Origin of the sequence: Paraburkholderia sp. J11-2 (assembly GCF_905220185.1) — a bacterium.
Taxonomy (GTDB): Bacteria; Pseudomonadota; Gammaproteobacteria; order Burkholderiales; family Burkholderiaceae; genus Paraburkholderia.
On record NZ_CAJMYY010000006.1, the window covers coordinates 215,350 to 236,647 of the forward strand.

Annotated in this window: 17 protein-coding genes; 11 read left to right on the plus strand and 6 right to left on the minus strand. The window is 64.8% G+C overall.

The window, feature by feature from the left end:
- Positions 1-3: 3 nt before the first annotated feature.
- Positions 4-1,779, minus strand: coding sequence for a GMC family oxidoreductase (locus U5A57_RS10990; RefSeq protein WP_321910730.1), 1,776 nt, complete (start codon positions 1,777-1,779; stop codon positions 4-6).
- Positions 1,780-2,529 carry a gluconate 2-dehydrogenase subunit 3 family protein gene (locus U5A57_RS10995; RefSeq protein ID WP_321910731.1) on the minus strand — a complete coding sequence of 250 codons (750 nt, stop codon included), beginning with the start codon at positions 2,527-2,529 and terminating at the stop codon, positions 1,780-1,782.
- 310 nt (positions 2,530-2,839) lie between these two features.
- Here U5A57_RS10995 and U5A57_RS11000 point away from each other — a divergent pair, with 310 nt between their 5' ends.
- The 9 genes from U5A57_RS11000 (at position 2,840) to U5A57_RS11040 (ending at position 14,373) form a co-directional block, all read left to right on the plus strand.
- On the plus strand, positions 2,840-3,787 hold the full coding sequence (locus tag U5A57_RS11000; protein WP_321910732.1) for a dihydrodipicolinate synthase family protein: 948 nt from the start codon (positions 2,840-2,842) through the stop codon (positions 3,785-3,787).
- A 32-nt stretch (positions 3,788-3,819) separates the two neighbouring features.
- Positions 3,820-5,400, plus strand: a complete 1,581-nt coding sequence (locus U5A57_RS11005) for an aldehyde dehydrogenase (NADP(+)) (RefSeq protein WP_321910733.1) — start codon at positions 3,820-3,822, stop codon at positions 5,398-5,400.
- A 273-nt stretch (positions 5,401-5,673) separates the two neighbouring features.
- Positions 5,674-6,774, plus strand: coding sequence for an ABC transporter substrate-binding protein (locus U5A57_RS11010; RefSeq protein ID WP_233886549.1), 1,101 nt, complete (start codon positions 5,674-5,676; stop codon positions 6,772-6,774).
- A 127-nt stretch (positions 6,775-6,901) separates the two neighbouring features.
- Positions 6,902-7,981, plus strand: a complete 1,080-nt coding sequence (locus U5A57_RS11015; protein ID WP_321910735.1) for an ABC transporter ATP-binding protein — start codon at positions 6,902-6,904, stop codon at positions 7,979-7,981.
- On the plus strand, positions 7,978-8,859 hold the full coding sequence (locus U5A57_RS11020; RefSeq protein ID WP_321910736.1) for a sugar ABC transporter permease: 882 nt from the start codon (positions 7,978-7,980) through the stop codon (positions 8,857-8,859). Before U5A57_RS11015 ends, U5A57_RS11020 begins: the two co-directional genes overlap by 4 nt.
- On the plus strand, positions 8,859-9,785 hold the full coding sequence (locus U5A57_RS11025; protein WP_321910738.1) for an ABC transporter permease: 927 nt from the start codon (positions 8,859-8,861) through the stop codon (positions 9,783-9,785). The genes U5A57_RS11020 and U5A57_RS11025 overlap by 1 nt, the downstream gene beginning before the upstream one ends.
- 44 nt (positions 9,786-9,829) lie before the next feature.
- Complete coding sequence (gene araD / locus U5A57_RS11030; RefSeq protein ID WP_158759603.1) at positions 9,830-11,581, plus strand: L-arabinonate dehydratase; 1,752 nt, start codon at positions 9,830-9,832, stop codon at positions 11,579-11,581.
- A 119-nt stretch (positions 11,582-11,700) separates the two neighbouring features.
- Positions 11,701-12,909 (plus strand): porin, encoded by a 1,209-nt coding sequence (locus tag U5A57_RS11035; protein WP_321910740.1) that lies wholly within the window; start codon positions 11,701-11,703, stop codon positions 12,907-12,909.
- 273 nt (positions 12,910-13,182) lie between these two features.
- Positions 13,183-14,373: an amidohydrolase family protein gene (locus U5A57_RS11040; protein ID WP_321910741.1), complete on the plus strand. Its 1,191-nt coding sequence runs from the start codon at positions 13,183-13,185 to the stop codon at positions 14,371-14,373.
- A 76-nt stretch (positions 14,374-14,449) separates the two neighbouring features.
- Here U5A57_RS11040 and U5A57_RS11045 read toward each other — a convergent pair whose 3' ends face one another.
- The 4 genes from U5A57_RS11045 to U5A57_RS11060 all read right to left on the minus strand — a co-directional run bounded on the left by U5A57_RS11045 (position 14,450) and on the right by U5A57_RS11060 (position 19,025).
- Complete coding sequence (locus U5A57_RS11045; protein ID WP_321910875.1) at positions 14,450-15,034, minus strand: GNAT family N-acetyltransferase; 585 nt, start codon at positions 15,032-15,034, stop codon at positions 14,450-14,452.
- Between the two features lie 195 nt (positions 15,035-15,229).
- The gene (locus U5A57_RS11050; RefSeq protein WP_321910742.1) at positions 15,230-16,552 is read right to left on the minus strand and encodes an NHL repeat-containing protein; all 1,323 of its coding nucleotides are present in this window, start codon (positions 16,550-16,552) and stop codon (positions 15,230-15,232) included.
- A gap of 322 nt (positions 16,553-16,874) precedes the next feature.
- Positions 16,875-17,699, minus strand: coding sequence for an NAD(P)-dependent oxidoreductase (locus tag U5A57_RS11055; protein WP_321910744.1), 825 nt, complete (start codon positions 17,697-17,699; stop codon positions 16,875-16,877).
- Positions 17,700-17,768: 69 nt separating this feature from the next.
- Positions 17,769-19,025 (minus strand): MFS transporter, encoded by a 1,257-nt coding sequence (locus tag U5A57_RS11060; protein WP_321910877.1) that lies wholly within the window; start codon positions 19,023-19,025, stop codon positions 17,769-17,771.
- A gap of 555 nt (positions 19,026-19,580) precedes the next feature.
- Between U5A57_RS11060 and U5A57_RS11065 the strand changes: the two genes are divergently transcribed.
- Positions 19,581-20,315, plus strand: a complete 735-nt coding sequence (locus U5A57_RS11065; RefSeq protein ID WP_158759609.1) for a ribonuclease activity regulator RraA — start codon at positions 19,581-19,583, stop codon at positions 20,313-20,315.
- Positions 20,312-21,274: an SMP-30/gluconolactonase/LRE family protein gene (locus tag U5A57_RS11070; RefSeq protein ID WP_415774603.1), complete on the plus strand. Its 963-nt coding sequence runs from the start codon at positions 20,312-20,314 to the stop codon at positions 21,272-21,274. The genes U5A57_RS11065 and U5A57_RS11070 overlap by 4 nt, the downstream gene beginning before the upstream one ends.
- Positions 21,275-21,298: the final 24 nt, after the last annotated feature.

Below are 21,298 nucleotides of genomic sequence, written 5' to 3' on the forward strand. Positions count from 1 at the left end.
TCTTCACACGCTCACCAGCGGACCGGGGTTCTTCAGATACTGGTTGCGAATGGCTTTCGCGCTCCAGTAGGCGAGGGCGGCGACGAGGCCGGTCGGGTTGTAGCCGATCCCCTGCGGGAACGCGGAGGCGCCCATCACGAACACGTTGTGCACGTCCCAGCTCTGCAGATAACGGTTGATGACGCTGGTGTTGGGGTCGTTGCCCATCACGGCCCCGCCCACGAGGTGGGTGGTCTGGTAGCGGCGCGAGTCGAAGTGCGCGCCGAATTCGCGCGTGTACACGTTGATGGCCTTCGGGCCCATCGCCTCGGCAATCTTTTGCATCTGGCCCGTCACGTACTGCGCCATCTTGATGTCGTTGTCCTTCCAGTCGAAGGTCATGCGCAACAGCGGCTGGCCGTACGAGTCGCGGTAGGTCGGGTCGAGGTCGAGGTACACGTCGCGGTAGGACATGTTGGAGCCGTGCGCATCCATCGAAATGGTGTGCGCGTAGTGGTCCTTCACGGCCTTCTTCCACCCGGCGCCCCAGTTCGGCGTGCCCGCGGGCGTGGCGATGCCGCTGATCGGCTTGACGCCCGCCTGGTTCACCCACAGCGGCGAGCCGCCCACGAAACCGAGCGGCCCGTGGTCGAAGTTGTCGGCATTGAAGTCGTCCACGGCCACGCCGTTGCCGCCCGCGCCGATGAACGGATTCGTCCAGGTGTCCTTGTCAAAGAACGCCGTGATGGTCGAGAGGTTCTGGTACGCGAAGTTGCGGCCCACCACGCCCTCGCCCGAGACCGGGTCATAAGGCTTGCCGATGCCCGAGAGCAGCAGCAGGTGTACGTTGTGATACTGGAACGCCGAGACGATCACGAGGTCGGCGGGTTGGAACACTTCCTGGCCTGCCGGATCGATGTAGGTCACGCCGGTGGCGCGCTTTTTCGTGTCGTCGAGTTCCACGCGCAGCACGTGGCACTTCGAGCGCAATTCGAAGTGCTTTTCCTGCTTGAGCGCGGGCAGAATGTTGAGATTCGGCGAAGCCTTCGAATACATGTAGCACGCGTAACCGCTGCAATAGCCGCAGAAGTTGCACGGGCCCATCTGCACGCCATACGGGTTCGTGTACGGCCCCGACGTGTTGGCCGAAGGCAGCCGGTACGGATGCAGACCGAGGGACTTCGACGCGTCGAAGAAGCGCTGCGCCGAATACGTATTCAGTTGCGCGGGCAACGGAAAGTTGTCGCTGCGTGCGGCTTCGAACACGTTGCCGTCGCCAACCACATTGCCTTTGACCTTGTACGCCTGGCCCGAGGTGCCGAATACCTTCTCCGCGAAGTCGAAGTGCGGCTCCAGTTCGTCGTAGCTCACGCCGTAGTCCTGGATCGTCATGCCTTCGGGGATGAACTTCTTGCCGTAGCGCTCCTCGTAGTGGCTCTTCAGGCGCAGCTCTTCGGGCGTGATGCGGAAATGCACGCCCGACCAGTGCAGGCCCGCGCCGCCCACGCCTTCGCCAGGCAGGAACGCGGCGAGCTGGCGGTAGGGCAGCGCGGTGTCGTTCACACCGTGGCGGATCGAGACGGTGGTCTTCGAAAGGTCGAGGAAGAGCTTCTTGCGGATGTTGTACGTGAGTTCGTCGATGGTGTTGGGGTACGCGCCGTCCGGGTAGGTGTCGCGATACTCGCCGCGCTCGAGCGCGACCACGGTGAGGCCCGCTTCCGTCAGTTCCTTCGAGAGGATCGCGCCGGTCCAGCCGAAGCCGACAACCACGGCATCGACGTGAGGTTTCTTGATCGCCATTTACGTACGCTCTCCGTTGATCGAGACCGGGCCGTACGGGTAAGGCTTGCCGTTCTGGTTGACGAAATCCATGAAGTCGGCGCGCGCGCCGGGGAAACCGATCATCTTCCACGCGGCCATGTCGCGGTTGCCGCCGTGGATCGGGTCGCAGAAGTAGCCTTCGCGCGTGTTCTGCAGCAACTGGCCGAAGAACACGGAGGCCGGCACGCCGTCCAGTTCGACCTTGCCCGCTTCGAGCGCGCCGAGCACGCTGTCGCGCGTGCTGGCGTCGAGCGCGTCGAAGTCCTTGCCGTACGCCTTCGTGCAGTACGCGTTCACGGCCTGGATGCCGAGCCGGTAGATGTCGCGCGGCACGAGCTTCAACTGGTAGCCGAGTTCGGGCACGCCTTGCTGGAACGGCCCCTGCAGGTACCAGAGCGCGCCGTGCGCGTAGGGCGTGTCCATCTGCCGGTCGATGAATTCGGGCACGCCCGCTTCCAGCGCGCCGGGGCCTTCGGAATCGGCGGGAATCAGGCGGTCTGCGGCGGCTTCGACAAAGGCCCACTCGCGCGCGTCGAAGAAGCGCGGCTTGTAGGCGGCGGCCTGCCCGGCTTGAGGCGCTGCGTTCGGCGCAGAGGCGGCGCTGCCCGCCGTGGCGGTTGCGCCCGACGGCGCTTTGCCGCCCTCGCAGCCCGCCAGGGCGCTGGCCGGCACGAGCACCGCTGCCGTGCGTAGGAAGCCGCGGCGTGTCGTGAGAGGAGATTCAGACATTGTGGGATTCTGTATGAGTTCGGCGCGGCGTGATTCGATCGTGTCCGCGTAGCGATCTTGCCCGCTGCGCGCGACATGCCACCGCGACGGCCAAGGAACGCAGATGTTAAATGGAACCGGTTCCACGATTGGGACGCGATTCTACAATATTCCTTTACGGGGCCTGTACCGGCCGCGCAGGGGCGGGGCGGGCCCTGCAACGGGGCTCTCCGAACAAACCCTAACAAATGCAACAAGTTGTTTGACAACTAAGGCGGGCCGATGCTACTGTGCACGGTATTGACAACCCTCCATCCCAGCACGAGGCCTCATGAACGTGTCCCCGATTGTCGAGAGCGAATTCGCCTCGACTGTGATGGCAGTGCCGCCGCTCGCACGCCGCCCCGACTTCTCCCTCGACGTTGAACAGAACGGCAAGCTGATCCGCCATATGGAAGCGGGCGGCATTCGCACGCTGCTGTACGGCGGCAATGCGAACCTGTACCACGTCGCCGTGAGCGAATTCCGTGAGTTGCTTGACATGCTCGCCGACCTCACCGCGCCCGAAACGCGCGTGATCCCGGCCATCGGTCCCGACTACGGCAAGATGCTCGACCAGGCGCGCATCCTCGCGCAAACGTCGTACAAGACGGCCATGGTGCTGCCGTTGTCCGGCTTCACCACGCCCGCAGGCGTGGAAGCGGGCCTCACGCGCATCGCCGACACCGCAGGCATTCCGCTCACGCTCTATATCAAGAGCGAAGACTATGTCGACGTGGACACGCTCGTGCGCCTGATCGACCGTGGCACGCTCATCGCCGTCAAGTACGCCATCGTGCGCAAGGACCCGGCGAACGACCCGTATCTGCGCCGCCTGCTGCAAAGCGTGCCGGCTTCGAAGGTCGTCTCGGGCATGGGCGAGCGCCCGGCGCTCGTTCACGTGCGCGACTTCGGTCTGGCCGCCTGGACCACGGGCTCGGGCTGTATCGCTTCGAACACCATCATGGCGCTCTTGAAGGCCGCGAAGGAAGGCCGTGCGGAAGAAGCGCAACGCCTCTACGATGCCTTCATGCCGCTCGAAACGCTGCGCGACGACATCTCGCTGATCCGCGTGCTGCATGACGCCGTGACGCTCTCAGGCATCGCCGACATGGGTCCGATCCTGCCGCTGCTCTCGCAGTCGCCTGCTGAAGCACTGCCGGCGATCGGCGCGGCTGCCAAGGCGCTGCTCGCATTCGAGCAGAAGCTGGCCGCTTCGGCCCAGACGGCCAACGCGTAAGCGGCGGCGAAAAGCAATTGAACGGAGCGAACATGCAGATTACTGGAGCCATGCTGCTGGGCGCGCAAGCGGTGCGCGGCGAGGCGGGCGAGATGCGCGCCTTCGCGCCGGCGCTCGGTCAGGAGATCGAGCCGTCGTTCGGCCTCGGCGGTAAGACCGAAGTCGCGCGCGCTTGCGAACTCGCGGCGCAGGCGTTCGACGCCTTCCGCGCAGCCCCGCACGAAACGCGTGCGCGCCTGCTCGAAGCGATCGCCGAACGCATTCTCGGCATTGGCGACGCGCTGATCGAGCGCGCGCATCTCGAATCGGCGCTGCCCAAGGCGCGCCTCGAAGGCGAGCGTGGCCGCACGGTTGGCCAACTGCGTCTTTTCGCATCGCTCGTGCGTGACGGTCGCTGGTGCGGCGCCGTGCTCGACTCGGCGCTGCCTGAGCGCAAGCCGCTGCCGCGCTCGGACCTGCGCGCGCATCGCATCCCGGTCGGCCCCGTGGCCGTGTTCGGCGCGAGCAACTTCCCGCTGGCGTTCTCGGTGGCGGGCGGCGATACGGCTTCGGCGCTGGCCGCCGGCTGCCCAGTCGTCGTGAAGGCGCACCTGGCGCACCCCGGCACCTCGGAACTCGTGGGCCGTGCGATCCAGCAGGCGGTGGCTGACGTCGGTCTGCCCGAAGGCGTGTTTTCGCTCGTCTTCGGCGGCGGCAATGAAGCGGGCGAAACGCTCGTGGCGCATCCGGCCATCAAGGCGGTGGGCTTCACGGGTTCGCGCCGCGGCGGTCTCGCGCTTTCGCATATCGCGGCCGCGCGCCCCGAGCCGATTCCGGTCTACGCCGAAATGAGCAGCATCAACCCGATGTTCGTGCTGCCCGCGGCGCTGGCCGCTCGCGGCGAAGCGCTCGCGCAAGGCTTCGTCGATTCGCTCACGATGGGCGTGGGCCAGTTCTGCACGAACCCGGGCCTCGTGCTCGCGATCGACTCGCCGGAACTCGACCGCTTCGTGAAGGCGGCAAGCGCCGCGCTCACGCAGAAGCCCTCGCAAAGCATGCTGACGGCGGGCATCGCCTCGACGTATGGCGAAGCCGTTGCCGCGCGCAAGCAATTGCCCGGCATCGAGAACCTGGCCGAAGGCACGAAGACGGACGCGCATTGCGACGCGCTGCCGGTGCTCTTCAAAGCGAGCGCCGAGCAATTCCTCGCGCAGCACGCGTTGTCCGACGAGATCTTCGGGCCGACCTCGGTGGTCGTGGCGTGCCGCGACGAAGCCGAACTCGCGCGCGTGGCGGAGCACCTCGAAGGCCAGCTCACGGCGACGCTGCACATCGACCGCGACGACTACGCAATGGCTGCGCGCCTGATGCCGATTCTCGAGCGCAAGGCCGGCCGCATTCTCGCGAACGGTTTCCCGACGGGCGTCGAAGTCTCGTATGCGATGGTTCACGGCGGCCCGTTCCCGGCCACCTCGGACGCGCGCACGACTTCGGTGGGCGCGATGGCGATCGAGCGTTTCCTGCGTCCGGTCTGCTATCAGGACCTGCCGGCTGAACTTCTGCCGGTCACACTGCAGAACGACAATCCGCTCGCGCTGTGGCGTTTGCGCGACGGCGAGCTGGTGAAGCAGTAATCCCGCGAAGGCGGTCGGGGAAGCGCCTGCAGAAGCTTTGCAGGCGCTTTCTCCAAACGGATGCCGACAAGAGGCTCACAGTAGTCTCACAAAGAGCCTGACGTTGCTTGACAACTTGGTGCGTGGTTCGGCATCCTGTGTCCGGCTTGGGCAATACAAAAAATGGCCGCGTTAGAACAAATTCCATAACAAGTGTGAGGAGATGCGATGTTCGATGGACGCTTGAAGGCCAGCGTGCTGGCCGTGTGTGTGGCGGCCGCCACGGCGCTCGGCATGAGCGCGGCCAAGGCCGATCCCGTTTCCCTGAACATTGTCGACGTGGCCGGTAACCTGCAGCTCACGCAGAAGGCCTTCGAAGCGTTCAAGGCGAAGAACCCGAACCTCGTCTCCAATATCACTTACACCAACGCGCCCGCGCCGCAGTTGCCTGGCAAGATCAAGGCAATGCAGGCCGCCGGCCGCGCCGACATCGATCTCGTGCTGACGGGCACTGACGCGCTCGCCGCCGGCATCGAACAGAATTTGTGGATGAAGCTGCTGCCGGATCAGCAGGCAGCGCTGCCGGGCGTGCTCGACAAGTACGCGCCGGGCCCGCGCAAGATGCAGGATCTCGCGCAAGGCTATGGCCTCGAAGTGTCGTACATGCCGGCCGGTCCGCTGATCGAATACAACCCGGCCAAGGTCGCCAAGCCGCCGCAAACGCCGCAGGAACTGCTGGCGTGGTGCAAGGCGAACCCCGGCAAGCTGATCTATGCGCGTCCGGCCAACTCAGGCCCGGGCCGCACGTTCCTGATGGGCCTGCCGTATCTGCTCGGCGACAAGAACCCGCAAGACCCGATCAACGGATGGGACAAGACCTGGGCGTTCCTGAAGGAATTGAACTCGTGCGTGCCGTACTACCCGGGCGGCACCTCGGCGGTGATGAAGGAACTGGGCGAGGGCACACGCGACATGACGGTGACCGTGACGGGCTGGGACATCAACCCGCGCGCGCTCGGCATCGTGCCGGCTGACTTCAAGGTGCAGGCGTTCAACAACATGACGTGGGTGAACGACGCCCACTTCATGGTCGTGCCGAAGGGCGTGTCGAAGGAGAAGCTCGCCGTGCTGCTCAAGCTCATGAACTTCATGCTCGAGCCGCAGCAGCAGGCCATGACGTATGACGACGGCTACTTCTACCCGGGCCCCGCGGTGAAGGACGTCACGCTGCAAATGGCGCCGAAGGAAAGCCAGGACGTGATCGCGAAGTACGGCCGCCCCGAGTACGCGAAGTGGCTCACGGCTTATCCGCATGTCCAGCCGCTTTCGGCCCAGGCCATGGTCGCGGCATTCCAGAAATGGGACCGCGAAGTTGGTTCGCAGAAGTCGCAGTAACGAGAGGAAGGAAGAGGAAGACTCAGCAATGGACGGACGGTGCTTGTGTCGTTTCGCCTGGCGAGCGCCGTCCTCGATCCCTGCTCACGCAGGTTGATCTCATAGTCTTGTTGGTCAGGAACGTGTCATGAAGCATTCTTTCGATCGTCTGCGCCTCGACTCGGTATGCCGTAGCTTCACCAACGCGGAGGGGACGCAGCTCGCCGCGCTGCGCGATCTCGACCTCGACATTCGCCGCGGCGAATTCATCGCGCTGCTCGGCCCTTCGGGCTGCGGAAAATCCACGGCGCTCAATTGCATTGCCGGTCTGCAACCGCTCACGAGCGGCAGCATCTGGCTGGACGACCTGCGTATCGACGTGCTGCCGCCCGAGAAGCGCGGCTTCGGCATGGTGTTCCAGAACTACGCGCTGTTCCCGCACATGACGGTGCTGGAAAACGTCGGCTTCGGCCTGAAGATGCAGGGCGTGCCGCGCGAAGAGGCAAAGCGCCGCGCGCGCGAGGCACTGCAGCTCGTGCAACTCGTCGGTCATGAAAACAAGCTGCCCGGCCAGCTTTCGGGCGGCCAGCAGCAGCGCGTGGCGATTGCCCGCGCCATCGTCATCGAGCCGCCGCTCGTGCTCATGGACGAGCCGCTCTCGAACCTCGACACCAAGCTGCGCATTGAAATGCGCGCGGAAATCCGCCGCATTCACGGCCAGCTCGAACGCGCCACCATCTACGTGACGCACGATCAGGACGAAGCGCTTTCGATGGCGGACCGCATCGTCGTGATGAAAGAGGGCGCCGTGCAGCAGGTGGCGACGCCGAAGGAAGTCTATAGCCGGCCGTCGAATTTGCATGTGGCGCGCTTCATGGGCTTTCGCAACGTGCTGCCGTTTGCCATTACGGGCGAGCAGGGCGACCATATCGCGATGTCGTCGTCGGGCATCACGCTCACTGGCGTGCCGATGGGCGAACTGAACGGCGGCGAGATCTCGGTGGCCATGCGTCCCGAAGATTTCGAGCGCGCGAACGCGGGCGACGCCAACGCGTTCGACGTGGAAGTGGAAATGGTCGAGTACGGCGGCCGCGATTCGCTGCTGCTCGCCAACGCGCCGTTCGGCAAGTTGTGGGCGCGCGTGGAAGGCGAATTCGCAGCGGGCGAGCGCGCCACGCTGCGCGTTGCGCCTTCGCACGTGCTGGCCTATGCGGAGCGTGCGTCGTGAGCACGCTCATTGCGTCGTTGACCCGGGCGCCGCGCGATTCGCGCGGCTGGCTCATCACGCCTGCGCTCGGCTTCATCATCGCGATGTTCCTCTATCCGTTCGCCTATGGTCTCGTGCTGTCGTTCAAGCCGATGAATGGCGGCGGCATGTTCGCGAACTATCTGCAGTTCATTCACGACCTCGCGCTGTGGCCCACGGTTTTCGTCACGCTCAAGCTGGCGGTGCCCGCGACCCTCATCAACGTCGGGCTTTCGCTGCCGGTGGCCTTTGCGCTGCGCCGCAAGTCGCCGTACCAGAAGCTCGTGACCACGCTGCTCGTGATTCCCGTCACGCTCGGCACGGTGCTGATCGCCGATGGCATGCTCAGCTACTTCGGCCCGAACGGCTGGTTCCCGCAGGCGCTGCACGCGCTGCATCTGTACACGAGCGAAGAGATCCGCCTCACGCACAACTACTGGGGCGTGCTGATCTCGCTGATCGTTTCGGGTTTCCCGTTCGCGTTTTTGCTCACGCTTTCGTACGTCACCGGCATCGACCCGACGCTCGCGCGCGCGGCGGCAACGCTCGGCGCAGGCCCGTGGCAGCAGTTCCGCCAGATCTATTTGCCGCTGCTCGCGCCCGGTCTCACGATGGCCGCGTGCCTTTCGTTCGTGCAGGCGTATTCGGTGTTCCCTTCGGCGGTGCTGCTCGGTGCGCCCGCCGGCCCCACGCGCGTGATCTCCATCGCGGCTTCGGAAGCGGCGTTCGAGAGCTATGACTACTCGCTCGCCTCGACCATCGCGATCGTGATGGGCTTCGTGCAGCTGGTCGTCGTGGCCGCGATGTTGAGCGCGAAGCGCTTCTTCTACTCGGGCCCGGTGAGTGGAGGGAAAGGCTGATGACCGCACATCAACGTAACGCGGCCGGCCTCGGTTCGGGTGCGCAGGTGGGCGAGGAACGTGCCACGCCCGCCGCCAATGCCGCGCCGGCAAAGCCCGCTTCGCGCCTGCCCGACGTGCTCTGGAAAGTGTTCATCTGGGGCGGCGTGGTGTTCTTCCTGCTCAACGTGGTGCTGCTGATCGCCACCGTGGGCGTGAACTCGATCGCCACGCGCTGGTTCGGCACGCCGTTGCCGCAAGGCTTCACGCTGCACTGGTATGCACAGGCGTGGCGCGACTTCCAGCTTTCGAGCGTGCTGTGGGTGACGTTCGAAGTGGTGGGCTCGGTCGTGCTGCTCTCCATCGCGCTGGGCGTGCCCGCCGCGTACGCATTGGCACGCGCGCAGTTTCCCGGCAAGCGCATGGCCATGCTCGTGTTCCTGCTGCCGCTCATGGTGCCGCCCGTCACGTACGGCATTCCGATGGCGACCGCCATGTACCAGGTCGGCCTCGCGGGCACGCTGCCCGGCGTGATCCTCGCGAACCTGGTGCCCGCGCTGCCGTTCGTGATCCTCGTGATGACGCCGTTCATCGAGCAGATCGATCCGAATCTGGAATCGGCCGCGCGCATTTTCGGCGCAAACACGCTGCGCTATTTCCGTTATGTATTGCTGCCGCTTCTCGTGCCCGGGATGCTGGCGGCGGGGCTGCTCGTGCTCGTGCGCACGATCGGCATGTTTGAACTCACTTTCTTTACCGCCGGACCCGACACGCAAACGCTGGTGGTTGCGCTGTACTACGCCGTCTTCTCGACGGGCGTGCGTGCGCCGCAATCCATCGACGCCATGGCGATGATCTATATGGCCATCACGCTTGCGTGGGTGCTGGTCGCCCTGCAGTTCGTCAGCCCGACACAGCTCGTGTCGCGCGTGAAGGAGCAACGCTAGGCCAGTGCCGGCGGCTTTACTGGAAACACCTGGAGCAACGCAAGATGAGCAAGAAGCGAAAGACCCCCGAAGAACTGCGCAGCCACCGCTGGTATGGCGTGAACGACCTGCGGTCGTTCGGCCACCGCTCGCGCACCGCGCAGATGGGCTACAGCCGCGAAGAGTACGCGGGCAAACCGGTGATCGCGATCCTCAATACGTGGAGCGAGATCAACCCTTGCCATACGCACTTCAAGCAGCGCGTGGAAGAGGTCAAGCGCGGCATCTGGCAAGCGGGCGGTTTCCCGATCGAGCTGCCGGTGCAAACGCTCTCCGAGCCGTTCCAGAAACCCACCACGATGCTCTACCGCAACTTCCTCGCCATGGAAGCGGAAGAGACGATCCGCTCGTACCCGGCCGACGGCGTCGTGCTGATGGGCGGCTGCGACAAGACCACGCCCGCACTGCTGATGGGCGCGATCTCGATGGACCTGCCCACGATCTTCCTGCCCGCGGGCCCGATGCTCAACGGCAACTGGAACGGCGTGACGCTCGGCTCGGGCTCGGACACCTGGAAGTACTGGGCCGACCTGCGCGCGGGCAAGATCACGGAAGAAGACTGGAAGGGCGTGGAAGGCGGCATCGCACGCTCGCCGGGCCACTGCATGACGATGGGCACGGCGTCGACGATGACGAGCGCCGCGGAAGCGCTCGGCTTCACGCTGCCTGGCTTCGCCTCGATCCCCGCGCCGGACTCGCGCCATGCGCAGATGTCCGCGAAAACGGGCATGCGTATCGTCGAAATGGTGTGGGAAGACCTGAAGCCTTCGGACATCATCACGCGCAAGTCGGTCGATAACGCCGTGACCACGTGTCTCGCGCTCTCGGGTTCGACCAACGCGATCGTGCACATGATCGCGCTCGCGCGCCGCGCCGGTGTCGATCTCACGCTCGCGCAGTACGACGAAATCGCACGCCACACGCCGGTGCTCGCGAATATCCGCCCGACCGGCAAGTACCTCATGGAGGACTTCTACTACGCTGGCGGCCTGCGCGCGATGCTCAAGGAACTGGGCGACCTGATCGACGGCACGCAGATGACCGTGAACGGCAAGACGCTCGGCGAGAACATTGCCGACGCCGAAATCTACAGCGAAGAGGTGATCTATCGCCGTGCGAAGCCGCTCATGCCGGATACGGGTCTCGCCGTGCTGCGCGGCAACCTCGCGCCGGACGGCGCGGTGATCAAGCCGGGCGCAGCGGAAAAGCACCTGCACGTGCATACGGGCAAGGCGGTCGTGTTCAAGGACTACAACGACATGGCCGCGCGCATCGACAGCGAAGATCTCGACTGCGACGAGAACAGCGTGATCGTGCTCCAGCACGCGGGTCCGGTGGGCGCGCCGGGCATGCCCGAGTGGGGCCAGCTGCCGATTCCGCAAAAGATTCTGCAGAAGGGCGTGCGCGACATGTTGCGTATTTCCGACGCCCGCATGAGCGGCACGAGCTACGGCGCGTGCGTGCTGCACGTGGCGCCGGAGTCGTTTATCGGCGGTCCGCTCGCACTCGTGCAGGACGGCGACCTGATCGAGCTGAACGTGCCGGAGCGCCGCCTGAACGTGCTGATCTCCGACGAAGAGATGGCGCGCCGCAAGGCCGCGTGGGTCGCGCCGGAACCGCGCTTCAAGCGCGGCTATGGCGCGATGTACCAGATGCACGTGATGCAGGCCAACAACGGCTGCGAATTCGACTTCATGCAGCGTGACGGCGTGGGCGGCGCGTGCGCCAGCGCGGGCGGCGAACCCGAGATTCACTAAGGAGACACCTTCGGCAAGGAGCGCTTCAGGGGTGTCGCGCTCCCTGCCGGACAGGAGGCAATGTAGCAACCAGGGTTTTAACGAGTATCAAACCACAACGACTAAAGATAGGACTACCGATGAAAAAAACTATCCTCGCTTCCGCGCTTGGACTCGCGGCGCTGGGCGCACACGCGCAAAGCAGCGTCACGCTGTACGGTATCGTCGATACCGGTATTGGTTATCAGAGCAGCTCGGCGAAGCTCGGCAGCAACGCCGGCGGCGCTTCCGTTGTCAAGATGGTGCAGGGCGTGTGGGCCGGCTCGCGTTTCGGCTTCAAGGGTAGCGAAGATCTGGGCGGCGGCACGCGCGCGATCTTCCAGCTCGAAGAGGGCTACAACTCGGCAACCGGTGCGCAATCGACCTCGGGTCTGATGTTCAGCCGCGCTTCGTGGATCGGTGTCGCGAACGCCAACTACGGCACGCTGACGGCTGGCCGCCAGTACGCGCCGTACTACACGCTGCTCTCGCCGTACAGCCCGACCACGTGGCTGACCGGCGCATACGGCGCGCACCCGGGCGATATCGACTCGATGGACACGATCTATCGCATCAACAACTCGCTGGTCTATACGTCGCCGAACATCGCGGGCCTGACCGTGAGCGGCATGTACGCGCTGGGCGGTGTGGCGGGCGCGACCGGTGCAGGCCAGTCGTGGAGCCTGGCCGCGCAGTATCTGCATGGTCCGGCAGGCATCGCAGTGGGCTTCGAGCGCCTGAGCAACGCGGCGAACGGCGGCGGCCCGTGGGACGCGAACTCGACGGCGAACAGCGCCGGCGAGCCGGGCGTTTCGGCGCTCACCAACGGCTTCCAGTGGGCGCAGACGCAACAACGCCTCGCCGTGACGGCCGGCTACCAGTTCAGCTCGCAGTGGGATATTTCGGTGGCCTACTCGAACGTTCAGTACATCCCGGGCGTGAATTCGCACTTCGGCGACACGCAGATCTGGAACACGGGCGGCGTCGTGCTGCACTACAAGCCGATCACCGTGCTCGACCTCGCGGCCGGTTTCGCGTACACGCGCGCGACCAAGGCCAACGGCATCCAGAGCGCCGCTTCGTACGCACAGTACAACATGTCGCAGTACTACACGCTCTCGAAGCGCACGGGTATCTACTTCGTCGAAGCGTACCAGCGCGCGGGTGGCCAGACGCTCGGCACGCCTAGCGCGACCGGCGCAAGCAGCATCATCAACGCGACGGCCGACATCGGCGACGGCCAGAACAGCGCGCCGTCCTCGTCGCGCAGCCAGGTTGCGGGTGCGATCGGTATCGTTCACCGCTTCTAAGTCTTTTCACGCTCCGAAAGCAGTATCTTCGGCGGTGCCGGGTTTGCCCGGCGCCGCCGTTTTTTTTTGTTGGGGTGGGAATCGCTGCACAGCCACGCCGCTCATTGACGCTGCTGGCCGCCTGCTGCGTCATAAGTCAAGACGAGATATGCTGGAGCCACATGAAACTCCGCTATTGGCTAACCGTCTTCGTCGCGATCAGCGCAATTCAGCGCACACTGGGCACCCGCTTTCCTGGCTCCGTACTGGCTCCGTAGAATCGGCACGACATTCATGACTTCCTCACTTCATCTCTCCAACGTTCGCCTCGCCGATGGCCAGCGCGTTTGCGTCGCGGTCACCAACGGCTGCATCGAGGCAATCGGACCGCACGTCGCGGCCCAGCCGGACGTGCCGGTCGTGGACGGCGGCGCGGCCTTGCTCTTGCCGGGTTTCGTCGAAGGCCACACGCACCTCGACAAGAGCAACTGGGGCCGCCCGTGGTATCGCAACGAGGTCGGGCCGCTGCTCACCGATCGCATCGGCAACGAGCGCGAATGGCGCAAGACATCGGGCCACGACGCCGCTGCGCAGTCGCTCGCACTGTCGCGCGCATTCGTGCAGGCGGGCACGACGCGCATGCGAACCCATGTCGATATCGACACTGACGCGCGTTTGCGTTTTCTCGAAGGCGTGTTCGCCACGCGGCACACCATGGGCGATATCCTGGAGATGCAGATCGTCGCGTTTCCGCAGTCGGGCATGCTGATCCGGCCGGGTACGGTCGAACTGCTCGACAGCGCACTGGCGGCCGGCGCCGACGTGCTCGGCGCGCTCGACCCGGCGCTGATCGACGGCGATCCCGTCGCCTCGCTGAACGCCACGTTCGAACTGGCGGAGCGCCATCGCAAGCCGATCGATATTCATCTTCACGAGCCCGGCGAGGTTGGGGCGTTCACGCTTAAATTGCTGCTCGATCGCGTGCAGGCGCTCGGCATGCAAGGTCAGGTTGTCGTGAGCCACGCATTTTGTCTGGGCGCGTTGCCGGAGCGCGAGCGCGACGCATTGATCGAGCGCATCGCGCAACTGCGCGTGGCCTTGCTCACGAGCGCGCCGCCTTCGTGCCCGGTGCCGCCGCTCAAACTGTGCCGCGAAAAGGGCGTGACGGTGTTTGGCGGCAACGACGGCATTCGCGACACGTGGTCGCCATATGGCGTGCCCGACATGCTCGAGCGAGCCATGTTGATCGGCCTGCGCTACGACTTGCGGCGCGACGACGATATCGCGATCGCATTCGATTGCGTGAGCGATGCCGCCGCGCGTGGCTGCGGTTTCTCCGACTATGGCCTGCGCGCGGGCGCGCGTGCGGACCTCGTGGTCGTGGAGGCGGAGAGCGTTGCGCATGCCGTCGTCGCGCGGCCAAAGCGCAAGCTTGTCGTCGCGAACGGACGCGTCGTCGTGCGTGACGGCGAGTTGACCGTGTGAACAAGCGGCAGGACGTTCAGTATGTCGATGGGCCGATCGAGCACGGTTGCGTGATCGACGATGGCGCGCAGAACCATCAAGTGCCGCGCCACTCCATCTCAACTATCTGGCGGCCATCCAGGTCGTTGGTCCGAAATCTGTCCAAAGATTGAAAGCCGTTTCGCTGATAGAACGATAGCGGCGGTCCTGTATGGCACCAGAGGCGGATTTTCGCAGCATGCGAATCTGCTCTTGCCCCTGTGACGACCTGTTGCACCAGCAAGCTGCCCAATCCTTTTCGTCGGTGAACCGGATCGACCCAAAGGCCCCCGACGCTATATGCGTCATCGTCCTTTTTAATGCCGAAAACGAATGCGGCAACGCTTTCAGGATGCTCGACGAGGAACATTCGGGACCCCGCCGGCGTCGTGACTATGCCGGCGCAGGTATTCCAGTACGCGTCGTCGCGAGCGCTGGCGTCTTCCACACTCTCCCAGTAAGACTGAGGGTCGCACGCAAGCGCCCTCAAACGAAGCGCCTTCAATAAACGCCATTCGTCTCGCTGTAGGCATCTGATTGTGAACTCAGAGGGGGGCACGGCAAGACCTCGCGCGGGCGTGCTTTTGGGGTCGGTCACGACGTCGGCGTATTCCACCGGCAACGTTGGAATAGTAAAACTCACAATACCAGGCTCATCAACGAAAATTCGCGAAAGCTGCGCCAAGCCTGTAAATCAATCACCGATACGACAGTGCTAGCCTGATGCGCACTTTCCGTTGACGGGCCGAGTCGTCCACGCGCGCATACCGTGGACGAATACGTCCGGAAGTCGCCAAACCGCTTATCGAGAACGGAACCCGGCCTGGCCAACGATTCGCTACTTGGCTGCGGCCGCTGGCGTGAGGAGGCGAATTTCACTGTTGCTGTAGTCGCTGACGTAGAGATTGCCGTTCGCATCGACGGCCACGCCGGTCGGGCCAGCAAACGAGGCAGCGGTTCCAATGCCGTTAGCTGAGCCGCGCGATCCCGAACCTGCGATCGTCGCGACGTCGCCGGTGGGCGTAATGTGGCGAATCGCATAGTTCATGGTGTCGCCAACGTACAGGTTGCCGCTCGCATCGAACGTCACCTTGTACGGCAGGTGGAATGACGCAGCGGTGCCGTTACCGTCTGCCGCGCCGGCAGTCGTGCTTCCGGCAAACGTTGTGACGACGCCTGATGCCGTGACTTTGCGGATCTCGTTGTTCGAGGAATCCGCGACATAGATGTTGCCGCTTCTATCGACCGCCAACCCAAACGGCGTGTTGAACGATGCAGCGGCACCCGCGCCGTCTGCCGAACCTGCAGTTGGCGATCCCGCGATGGTCGTGACGACGCCAGCGGAAGTGACTTTGCGGATCTCGTTATTGACAGTGTCCGCGACAAAGACGCTGCCGCCCGTATCCACCGCTACCCCAAACGGGGAGTTGAACGAAGCGGCCGTGCTCGTGCCGTCGGCCGAGCCCGCAGTTGTAGACCCCGCGAGGGTGGTGACGACACCCGCAGGCGTGATCTTGCGGATCTCATGGTTGAACGTATCGGCGACATACACGTTGCCCCCCGCATCAACCGCGAGGCCGTTAGGACCATTGAACGAAGCCGCTGCACCCGTGCCGTCGGCCGCGCCTGCGGCGCCTGACCCGGCAAGCGTGGTGACGTTCCCTTCGGGCGTGATCTTGCGGATCAGATTGTTTCCTGTGTCCGCCACATAGACGTTGCCCGCGGTGTCCACCGCGACGTCGTCAGGTAAATCAAACGAAGCAGCGGCGCCTATGCCGTTGGCCGAGCCGTGCGCGCCGGAACCCGCGAATGTCGCGACATCGGCTAGAGCCGTCGCGCACGCGATGTCCACGTTGGACACATTGGCTGTCGCGGTTCCGCTGCCGTTGCTCACCGCGCAATATTGCCAGAGAGGCTGCGTGCCGACAGTCACGGCGTAGGCAGCGTTCAAGGCGACCGGCGCGGCGAAGGTGAAGGCGCCGGAAGCGGCCAGCATCAGCAGATCGGTTCCGTTGTCCAGCAGAGTCAGCTTTGCGTTCGAGGACAGGCCGCTAACGGAACCGCCGATGGTATAGGAGGCAGTCACAGGGGCTGCCGCCGAGGAACCTGCTTTTGAGGCAGTCGAACCGCCTCCGCCGCAGGCGGCAAGCAGCAGGCACAAGACGGAAGAGGCGGCCGTTGCGCGCGACGTTGAAGTTGCAGGGTTGATCACAGGGTTGGATGCGTTGTTATATGTTGGGTGTACCCGATAAGGTCGCCGAGGGCGTGCGCTGTCGACGAGCGTTCGCTGTTTCCAGTCATGTGTCGACGCAGTTCCCGCGACGCTTGCCGATCGCGGCGTGATTCTCTGACTAACGGCGCAGCAGCGCAATTTCTTGAGTCGGAATCGTTCCCGTTGACGCGGTCTCCCCGAAAATCCGCGAAGAACCAAAAAAAAGCGCCCGCATGGGGCGCCAAAACGCAAACACCGGAGAAGCGGCGTTTCACGAATGCTTGCCGCGCTTGTCCACCGGCGTGAAATCGAAGCTGGCGAAACTGCCGCCTTGATAGCGCTGCGCCGTGGCGTCGAGCGGATTCTTTTGCGCGAGAATTTCAGCGGCCCAGTCTTCCGAGTTCTGCTTCGGCTCATAGCCGAGGCGCTTCGCGTCGTCGTTCGCGCCTTCCTGAATCCAGTAGCTGCGCGTGTTGTTCGACACGCCCCACACCACGGCAAAGCCGATCTCATCCACGTTGATCACGCGATCGACGAGATGGAACAGGTCCTCGTGGCCGAACCACGTGCTCAATTGACGGAACTCCGTGGGCTTCGGCAGGCAGCTGCCAATGCGCACGTTCACGGTCTCGATGCCGTGCTTGTCCCAGTACAGGCGCGCGAGCGATTCGCCCCATGCCTTGGAAAGACCGTAGAAGCCGTCCGGGCGGAACGCGCAGTCGAGCGTGAGCTTTTCTTCCACGGGGTACATGCCGATCGCGTGATTCGAGCTTGCGAACAAAATGCGTTTCGTGCCGTGGCGGCGCATGCCTTCGTAGACTTCGACGAGGCCGCGCAGGTTGTTTTCGATGATCTCGGGCAGCGGGCGCTCGACGCTCGTGCCGGCCATGTGGATCAGCACGTCCACGCCGTCGAGCAGGCGGTCGACCACGGCGGGGTCGCGCAGGTCGCCGTGCATCACGTCTTCGCCCGCGACGAGCGGTTCAAGCGGCTTCGAGCCGGCCGCGGAGCGCAGGTTCACGCCGCGTTCGAGCAGGCCCTTGCGCAACACGGTGCCGAGCTGGCCGGCTGCGCCGGTCAATGCAACTTTCTTCACTGTGATTGTCCTCACGTAGAAATGCCTAAAGCCGGCACCCTCGCGGGCGCCGGCCGGTGAACAGGGCGATCAGGCCTTCACTTTATGCGAGGACTGAAGCGCCGGGTTGGCCGCGTTGTCGTTCTGCTCGTTCGAGATCAGTCGCCATGCCACGCAGGCGCCGATGATGTCGAACAGCATGAGGCACACGAACAACGGGTTATAACCGATGGTACTGGCCACGATGCCGACGATGAGCGAGAACACCGTCGCGCCGAGGTAGCCGAACATGCCCGAGAGACCCGTGGCGGTGGCGACTTCATGCTGGCCGAACACGTCCGAAGCCAGCGTGAACAGCGCGCCCGAAATGGTCTGGTGGGCGAACGTGCCGACGCAGAAGAGGGCGATGGCAGCGTACGGGCTCGCAACGAGGCCCACGCAGGCCGGTCCGATCATCAGCAGCGCGCCGGTCGTGATGACGAGCTTGCGCGAGGTGATGAGCGAGCAGCCGAACCAGCGGATGAACAGCGGTGCGAGGTAACCGCCCACCAGGCAGCCGAGGTCGGCGGCGAGGAACGGGATCCACGCGAACAGCGCGATTTCCTTCAGGTTCATGTGGCGCACGGTGACCATGTAGAGCGGAATCCACGCGCCGAAGGTCTGCCATGCCGGTTCCGCGAGCATGCGCGGAATGCCGATGCCCCAGAAGCGGCGCGTCTTGAGCACTTCCTTGAACGAGGCGCGGCGGCCCTTGGTCGACTTCTGCGCTTCGGTCTGGCCTTCGCGGATGTAGTCGGCTTCTTCCTGCGAGAGCCGCGGGTGTTCGGCGGGCATCTTGAAGAACACGAGCCACAGCGCCACCCAGATGAGCGCGACGCCGCCGGTCAGCACGAACGCGAACTGCCAGTTGAACTTGAGAATGCACCACACGACGAGCGGCGGAGCGAGCATCGCGCCAATCGAGGTGCCGGTATTGAGCCAGCCGGTCGCGACCGAGCGCTCCTTGGCCGGGAACCATGCGCTGATGGACTTCATGCCGGCCGGGAAGATCGCGGCTTCGGTCATGCCGAGCATGCCGCGGAAAACTGCGAGTGCGGGCCAGCTGCCGGCGAGGCCGTGCAGCATGTTGGCAATGGCCCAGCCGAACGCGAAGATCGCGAAGCCGATCTTGACGCCCACGGAGTCGAGCACGAAACCGGCGACCGGCTGCGCGAGGGCATAGCAGGCCTGGAAAGCCGTGACCACGTACGAGTACTGCTGCGTGGTCATGTGAAGCGTTTCAGTCAGCGTGGGGGCGGCCACCGCGAGCGAGCTGCGCGCGAGGTAGTTGAAGATGGTGCCGATCATGATGAGGCCGATGATCCACCACCGCACCCCCTTGATTGTCTTGCGTTGCACTGCTCGTCTCCTGCTGTTGGCGGGCTCTGGCGTGAAGCTGTGCCGGAAGGTGAGCCCGAATGGCTGTGTTTCTGTGCGTGGCGTCCGTTGGTAGCCTGGTAGCCGCGTTGCTGGTCTCCCGCTGGCCGGGATGAAGGGCGGTGCCGGTGCGCATCGGGCCCTTCATGTAAGACATCATTCTATTTGGAGCAAAGTTGTAAAGCAAATATTGATGTGCTGGGGGTTTCCCTAGTGTGAAGTCGGGGTCGGACGCCCGCGGAGGCTTCTGGGCGCGGGTTTCTTGACCTGGATCGTGTTGTCTCCTGTCGCGCGCGCCGAATTTTACGATGTATTTCGCGCCTGTCCGAAGGCTGGTCGTCATACATCCTCGTGCGAGCCGCAGGGCAATGGTGGGTTGACAATTTCCGTGTTGTATTACAACAATGCGACCCATCCGCTCGACAGTTTTTTCGAGCCGCCGCCCGCGCCACGCGCCCCACGACACACGACAACGGACGAGACACGATGAATTCCCCCGCCATCCCCGTGAGCGACGCCGCGCTCGAACAACTGCGCCACGTTTCCAACGCCACGCTCACCACGCAGCTCTTCAAGCGCGGCCTGCGCAATGTCTTCCTGCAGGGCGTGAAGCCGCTCGCCGCACCGGCGCCCGGCGCGCCGAACCTGGTCGGCCCGGCCTTCACGATGCGCAACATCCCGGCGCGCGAGGACCTCGATCAGTTGAGCGCGTTCCAGAACCCCGAGCATCCGCAGCGCAAGGGCGTCGAGACCGTGCCCGCGGGCGCGGTGCTCGTGCAGGACTGCCGCGGCGTGACCGACGCCGCCTCGATGGGCTCGATCCTCGCCACGCGCATGAAGGTGCGCGGCGTGGCCGGCATGGTCTCGGACGGCCCGGTGCGCGACAGCGCGACCATCGCGGCGCTCGGCATTCCGGTGTTCTGCGCGGGCGCCTCGGCGCCGCTCAATCTGTGCAAGCACCACACGGTCGATCTGAACGTGCCGATCGGCTGCGGCGGCGTGGCCGTGTTTCCGGGCGACATCATCGTCGGCGACGCGGACGGCGTGGTCGTGATTCCGCGCCATCTCGCCGAGGAAGTCGCGCGCGACGCCACGGAGCAGGAAACGCTCGAACGCTTCATTACCGAGCGCATCGAGGCGGGCGCGGCGCTGCCGGGCACCTATCCGCCGAACGAGGCCACGCTTGCCGCCTACGAAGCCTGGAAGAAGGAGCAGCGTTGAGCACGCAGCAGGAAGTGACGGCAGACGCTGTGTCGACACCGCCAGTGCGTGCGCTTGAAGCGCAGGATGCGCGCCGCTCGTCGGTGGGCGAGTGCCCCGTGTGGGGCGCCAAGGAAGGCGCGCTTTACTGGGTCGATATTCCCGCGCAAACACTGGTGCGCTATGCGCTCGATACGGCGCGCCGCACGGAGTGGGCGCTGCCGGAGCGCATTGGCTGCTTTGCGTTTGCGCGCGATGGCGGCGTGCTCGCGGCGCTGGAGACGGGACTTTTCGCGGTGACGCTGCACGAACCGGCCACGAACGCGCGGGCAGGCGAGGTGAGCGTGCGGCCGCTCGCGAGCGTGGCGCACGAGGCCGCGCGCATGCGTTTCAACGACGGCCGCTGCGACCGCCAGGGCCGGTTCTGGTCCGGCACGATGGTGCAGGACGCGGCGGAGCCGAACCCGGCGGGCAAGCTCTATCGCTACACGGCGCAAGAAGGCTTGTCGGCGCCGGTGGTCGAAGGCCTGTGCACGCAGAACGGCCTCGCATGGTCGCCGGACGGCCGCACGATGTATCTCTCCGATTCGCATGCGTCGAGCCGCCTGATCTGGGCGTTCGACTACGACATCGACGACGGCGTGCCCACCAATCGCCGCGTGTTCGCCGATCTGCACGACTACACGGGGCGCCCGGACGGCGCGGCCGTGGACGCCGACGGCTGCTACTGGATCTGCGCGAACGACGCGGGCCGGTTGCTGCGCTTCACGCCCGAAGGGCGGCTCGAGCGCAGCGTGGCCGTGCCGGTTGCGAAGCCTTCGATGTGCGCGTTTGGCGGTGCGAATCTCGACGTGCTTTACGTCACGACGATCTGCCCGCCGCAAACCGGCGAGCAGGATGGCCTCGTGTTCGCCATCGACGCCGGTGTGCGCGGTTTGCCCGAACCGGACTTCGCGGGCTCGTTGCGCGCGGCTGCCTGACCCTTGCCCCAGACTTTTGCTGAT